Raw genomic sequence first — 5,204 nt, forward strand, 5'->3', positions numbered from 1 at the left:
CGCCGGTGCGGAAATCGGTTTCGGTCCACTGGCTCAGGAACACGTTGTCGTTCTCGACCGAGACGTGTGCAAGGGCCAGGGAGAGGGGGGCAGGGCCGCGCACCACCTTGCCGGTGTTGTCGTACTGCGAGCCGTGGCAGGGGCACATGAACTTGTTGGCCGCTGCGTTCCAGGGCACAACGCAACCCAGGTGGGTGCAGATGGCATTAATGCCGTAGCTGCCGATGGCATCACTGCCTTCGACGATCAGGTAGGTGGGGTCGCCCTTGAGGCCCTGCACCAGGTTGCGATCACCCTCGCGGTGGTCGCTCAGCCAGCCACTGGCGGTGACGGAGTTACCCAGCTCGTCCTTGGCGGCCGTACCACCGCCGGAGCCAGCGGCCTTCGGGGGGATGAAGTAGTTGGCCACCGGGTAGAGGGCGCCAAGGGCAACTCCGGTCACCGAACCGAAGGTCAGCAGGTTCATGAACTGCCGGCGACCCATTCCGGGGACATCACCGCTCGAGGCGCTCGCTGGGATTTGGGTCATACGGGGCGGCCTGCAGCCACATCGACGTGGGGGCCATTATGGACCTTGTCGTTCCCGCAACGGGCCCGAACTGCAGGCAGGTGGCCGAAGCCTGCAACATGCTGTTGCGAGGGCGTCTTGCTTTGCCTTGCTGTGACTGAGTCACCTGCCGCTCCCCTGGCCACTGCGGAGATCCTTGAGACCCTGCGGGGCCGTTGGCAGGCCTCCTACGACCTACAGCTGACGTCCCGGCGCGGTCGCCTTTATTTGCAGGTGATGTGGGCGTACCTCGAGCAGCAATCCTTTCCCCTGGATGCCGAGCAGTACACCGCCAAGCTCGACGAGCTTGTGGCCACCCTCAATGGGCTTGGTGTGGCCGGACAGGTGCGCCAATGGCTCACCACCACCAATGACAAACCCCGCCTGGGTAAGGCGATGAACCTGGCCCTGGAGCTTCCTGAGGGGCGGGCGAGTGAGTTCCTGCTCTGATCTAGGCCGGCCGTTGGACCACCCGAGCCAGGCCAACACCGACGAGGTAGAGCGCCGTGATGGCGCCACTGAGCAGCAGCATCGTGATCGGGTCCGTCGAGGGGGTCAGCACAGCCCCGGCCAGGGCGGAGGCCATCACCACAAAACGCCAGGCCGAGAGCATGGACTCTGAGCGCACGAGTCCCAGGGCCGCCAGCAGCATCTGCAGCACGGGTAGTTGGAAGGCCAAAGCGGTGGCCACCATCAACAGCAGCACGAAGTCCAGATAGCGCTCGATGGACCACAGCGGCTCAACGACATCCGCGCCGTAACTCACGAGGAAGTTCAGGGCGGCTGGAACCAGGGCCCACCAGGCAAAGGCCAGGCCCGCCAGAAAGAGCACCGCGGACCCCGCGACCGCTGGAGCCACGAGCTTTTGTTCCCTGCGGGTCAGGCCGGGTAGGACGAAGGCCAGGCCTTCGTAGAGGACGTAGGGCAGGGCCAGGGTGAGACCGGCGTAGCCCGCCACTTTCAAAGAGACCAGCAGGAATTCCCCCGGTGCCAGCTGCAGGAAGTGAATGCCGTGGGCGGGTACCTCAAGCAGGCGCACCAGCGGCCGGACAAACAGCAGACACGCGGCCGCGCCAACGACCACCGCAAGCAGGCTGCGCAGGACGCGGCTGCGCAACTCCTCGAGGTGCCCAACGAGGGTCATCTCCACCTCGGAGGGGAAGTCCTCTTGGACTTCAGCGGCCGGAATCTTGATGGGAGGCGGCGGCGCGACTCCAGCGGGGCGACCGTCAGGGCCCTGGGGTTGATCGCTCATGACTGTTGCTCCCCACTGAGGCTAAGGGGTTTGCCGCGCAGTAGTGCCTCAGCGGCGTCGGGGTCAGCCCAGAGGACTTCCCCGCCGCGGTGCCTGACCGTGCCTGGACCCGCCCCCGGGATCCGCTGCAACTGCTCACAGGGGGTCATGACCACCGCCACCTGGCGATTGCCGCGGGCACGGCTGAAGTGGGCCGCCAGGCTGGCCGCCGCCTGCAGATCGCTGTCCTCCGCAGGGGCGACTGAACTCTTCAGCACCACATGGCTACCGGGGCACTCCTGGGCGTGGAACCAGAGATCCCCCTTGCGGGCCTGTTGGAGGCTGATCCATTCGTTCTGGCGGTGATTGCGGCCAACTTGGATCGTCAGTCCCCTTGGGCTGGTGACGGATAGGGGGCTGGGATCCCCCTGCGCTCGCCTGCGTTCCTTGCGGTTGCTGGGTTGGCGTTGCCAGAGCCTCTCGCTGTCCTCTTCGAGGGCCTGCAGTTGCAGGAGCCCGTTGGCGGGGTCCCATTGGCACTCGAGCTGGATGAGCTCCAGGAAGGTCAGGCTTGCCTCCAGTTGCTCAAGTTGCTGCTGGTGCTGGGCCAGTCGGGGGGTGATGGCGGCCACGGAGCGCCGCAGACGCCGCGCTTTTTTGTAGAGCTTCTGGGCCTCGTTCACCGTGTCTCGGCTGGGGTTGGCTTGGCAGAGCAGGGCGTCGGCCTGCTCCTGGAGTCCAGTGCTGTTGCCGACTTGATCCAGGAGCGCTTGCTGTTGCTGCTGTTGCTGCCGTTCGCGCTCCAAGGCCCGCTCGAGCCGCTGCTTGAGGGCCTGCTGCCGCTGTTGAAAGGTCCTGGCTTGCAAGCGATCGCGGTGATAGCTCGCCAGCTGGGCGTTGAGGCTGTCTGGCTGCTCTGGTGCGCGCTCGCTGCTCCAACAGCAATACCCCCCGCCCTCGTCCAGGCGGAATACGAAACGTTCCTCCTCCAGGGCCTCGAGCCAGAGCTGCCAGCGCTGCCAGAGCTGGTCCCAGGTCACCGGGCTGAGGCCCTGTGCGGGTTGATCGAGTAGGTCATCGCCGAGTCCCGCGACCAATTGGCGCGCGAGCGCTGGGCTGATGCCTTGATAGGCGCTGGGCAGGGCGCGTTTTAGCGGCAGCGGCAGCAGTTGCAGTTCGCTTTTCCAGTGCTCAAAGCTCTCGCTGCGGCTGGGGCAGCGACCGCCCATGGGCGGTGGGGCGCTGTAGAGATCGCCGGTGCTGATCGGCCTTAGGCGGGACTGGTTATCGCGGACCTGCCGGGCCACGGCCACGACCCTGCGGTCTTGATCCAGCAGGAAGACATTGCTGTGGCGGCCCATTAACTCCAGGACCAGGCTCCGCTGGGCCGGCTCCCCCGGCCTGGTGGCGAAGTCCAGTTCCACCACCCGCTCCCAACCGTCTTGTTGGAGGCCGGTGAGCGCCAGCCCGCTCAGTCCGTGCTGGAGCTGTTGCGCCAGGGTGCTGCCATCGCCCTGTTTGGGGGGAGGCGGGATCTCCAGCAGGCGCGGTGCTTCGGCCAGCCAGCTGAGCTCGAGCCAGAGCCGCCGCTCCAGCGTGCGGAACCCCAGGTGAAGGGTCTGCCCGTCGGCCTGTTGGGCTTTCTCAAAGCGGCTGGGCACCAGTTGCGGCCGCAGTTCCGCCAACACCGCACGAAGGCTGGTGAGGTCCATGGCCTGGAGGGACTGGGCGGCCATGGTCTGCGCCGATTCGCTGCGGAGGCACTCTTACTCTGCAGGGCCATGGTTGAGTCCCAATGGCGGAAGAGCCCTCCTCCAGCGGCCGGTTGTTTCTGATCACGGGCCCCAGTGGAGTCGGCAAGGGGACCTTGGTGACTGCCCTGCTGGAGCGTCATCCCGAGATCTGGCTTTCGATTTCAGCGACCACCCGCTCCCCCCGCAGCGGTGAGGTGGAGGGCACGAGCTATTTCTTTTTGAACCGGGCTGATTTCGACGCCAAGGTCTCCCAAGGGGGCTTGCTCGAGTGGGCCGAGTTCGCCGGTAACTGCTACGGCACCCCCCGTGAGCCCGTGGAGGCTCAGCTTCAAGCGGGCCGGCCGGTCCTGCTGGAGATCGAGTTGGAAGGGGCGCGTCAGGTGCGCCGCAGCTTCCCCAGCGGTTTCCAGATCTTCATCAAGCCCCCCTCCTTTGAGGAGCTCGAGCGGCGCATTCGCGGACGGGGAACCGATAGCGAGGAGGCCATTGTTCGGCGGCTTGAGCGAGCCCGGGTGGAGCTGCAGGCCGAGTCCGAATTCGACGCGGTGATCGTCAATGGCGATCTGACGGAGGCCTTGCAGCAGCTGGAGCAGTTGATGGGGCTTGGCTAGGGGCGCTGGGCAATAAAAAAGGCCCCGATTGGGGCCTTTTTCAATGGCAACTGCCGATCACATCGGGTGGAAGAGGAGATCGGGGAAGAAGCGGTTGAATTCGATCAGGATGCCAGCGGTGACGGTGAACCAGATCGCGGCGAAGACCGGGGCGGTGGTCAGGAACTTTTTCATCGGAATGACGTTGAAAGAGTGGAGATAACCCGCCGCGATCAGCGGGGGGAGACGGTGATCTTGTCGTCGGATTCGGTCAGCTTGCCGCCGCTGAGTTCAGCGAAGGCAGCGATGGGCCAAGTGGCTGCGGCCAGGGTGCTCTTGAAGGCCAGAGACAGGTCGATCTGGATTTCCTTCATGGCGGCGTCCTTGCTGCCACGGATGGCCATCAGGTAGTTGCGACCGGCCCAGCCGATGCAACCAGCGATGTAGAGGAAGGCGATGCCGGGGATGATGAAGTCACCAGCGTGGCTGAGGCGACCATCCACGATCAGGTGGGGCAGGCCATCAGCGCCGCAGGAGGCCTGGCTGTACATCTCGAAGCGCGCCTTGGCCTGGGGGGTGGAGGCGGCGGCGGCCCGGGATTGGAAGCGTGCGCTTTCAGCGCAGGGGGTCAGGCCTGCAACATCAGCTTTCGCCACGGGGGCGAAGCCGAAGATCAGCAGGGCAGAAATGAGAACTGCAAAAAGGCGGCGCATCGTCAGGTCCAGCTGCTGCACGGCAGGATGTCACTTACGGACAGTAAGAGAGCTCTCCAGACCTAATGCCCACGCTGCTGGCCCTCGAAACAAGTTGTGACGAGTCAGCCGCAGCCGTTGTGTGTAATCAAACGGTGCTCGCGAGCGCGGTTGCAACGCAAATGGAGGAGCACGCCCGTTGGGGTGGCGTCGTTCCGGAAATCGCCTCCAGACGCCATGTGGAGGCGCTGCCCCATCTGATTGAACAGGTGATGGCGCAGAGCGGCGTCAGTTACCAGGAGCTCGATGCCATCGCGGCGACCGCGGCCCCGGGGTTGGTCGGTGCGCTGTTGATCGGATCGGTGACCGGGCGGAGCCTGGCTCGCC

The 5,204-nt window shown here is 65.3% G+C and carries 7 protein-coding genes and 1 pseudogene; 3 read left to right on the forward strand and 5 right to left on the reverse strand.

The features are described from left to right. On the reverse strand, positions 1-529 hold a 529-nt coding region (gene petC, locus QZ189_RS10545; RefSeq protein WP_296421730.1), incomplete at its 3' end, for a cytochrome b6-f complex iron-sulfur subunit. Between the two features lie 132 nt (positions 530-661). Between petC and QZ189_RS10550 the strand changes: the two genes are divergently transcribed. Continuing rightward, a complete protein-coding gene (locus QZ189_RS10550; protein ID WP_247479229.1) occupies positions 662-997 on the forward strand; it encodes a DUF3067 family protein in 336 nt (111 codons plus the stop codon). Position 998: 1 nt separating this feature from the next. On the opposite strand, the gene tatC is transcribed toward QZ189_RS10550, so the two are convergent. Continuing rightward, positions 999-1,802 carry a twin-arginine translocase subunit TatC gene (gene tatC / locus QZ189_RS10555; protein WP_247479227.1) on the reverse strand — a complete coding sequence of 268 codons (804 nt, stop codon included), beginning with the start codon at positions 1,800-1,802 and terminating at the stop codon, positions 999-1,001. Then, a complete protein-coding gene (locus QZ189_RS10560; protein ID WP_296415971.1) occupies positions 1,799-3,517 on the reverse strand; it encodes an NFACT RNA binding domain-containing protein in 1,719 nt (572 codons plus the stop codon). Before QZ189_RS10560 ends, tatC begins: the two co-directional genes overlap by 4 nt. Positions 3,518-3,576: 59 nt before the next feature. On the opposite strand from QZ189_RS10560, the gene gmk reads away from it, so the two are divergent. After that, a complete protein-coding gene (gene gmk / locus QZ189_RS10565) occupies positions 3,577-4,146 on the forward strand; it encodes a guanylate kinase (RefSeq protein ID WP_247479224.1) in 570 nt (189 codons plus the stop codon). Positions 4,147-4,203: 57 nt separating this feature from the next. Here gmk and psaJ read toward each other — a convergent pair whose 3' ends face one another. Next, a complete protein-coding gene (gene psaJ / locus QZ189_RS10570) occupies positions 4,204-4,320 on the reverse strand; it encodes a photosystem I reaction center subunit IX (protein ID WP_010317976.1) in 117 nt (38 codons plus the stop codon). Between the two features lie 38 nt (positions 4,321-4,358). Next, on the reverse strand, positions 4,359-4,838 hold the full coding sequence (locus QZ189_RS10575) for a photosystem I reaction center subunit III (protein ID WP_010317975.1): 480 nt from the start codon (positions 4,836-4,838) through the stop codon (positions 4,359-4,361). A gap of 65 nt (positions 4,839-4,903) precedes the next feature. Here QZ189_RS10575 and QZ189_RS10580 point away from each other — a divergent pair. Beyond that, a pseudogene (locus QZ189_RS10580) lies at positions 4,904-5,204 on the forward strand (tRNA (adenosine(37)-N6)-threonylcarbamoyltransferase complex transferase subunit TsaD); the annotation flags it as partial.

Origin of the sequence: Vulcanococcus sp. CPBay_Sum15L08_68 (genome assembly GCF_017855895.1) — a bacterium.
In the GTDB taxonomy this organism is placed as follows: domain Bacteria; phylum Cyanobacteriota; class Cyanobacteriia; order PCC-6307; family Cyanobiaceae; genus Vulcanococcus.

Coding starts and splice junctions, on each gene's coding strand:
- tatC (WP_247479227.1), bottom strand. CDS start 1,802: ATGAGCGATCAACCCCAGGGCCCTGACGGTCGCCCCGCTGGAGTCGCG.
- QZ189_RS10560 (WP_296415971.1), bottom strand. CDS start 3,517: ATGGCCGCCCAGTCCCTCCAGGCCATGGACCTCACCAGCCTTCGTGCG.
- gmk (WP_247479224.1), top strand. CDS start 3,577: ATGGCGGAAGAGCCCTCCTCCAGCGGCCGGTTGTTTCTGATCACGGGC.
- psaJ (WP_010317976.1), bottom strand. CDS start 4,320: ATGAAAAAGTTCCTGACCACCGCCCCGGTCTTCGCCGCGATCTGGTTC.
- QZ189_RS10575 (WP_010317975.1), bottom strand. CDS start 4,838: ATGCGCCGCCTTTTTGCAGTTCTCATTTCTGCCCTGCTGATCTTCGGC.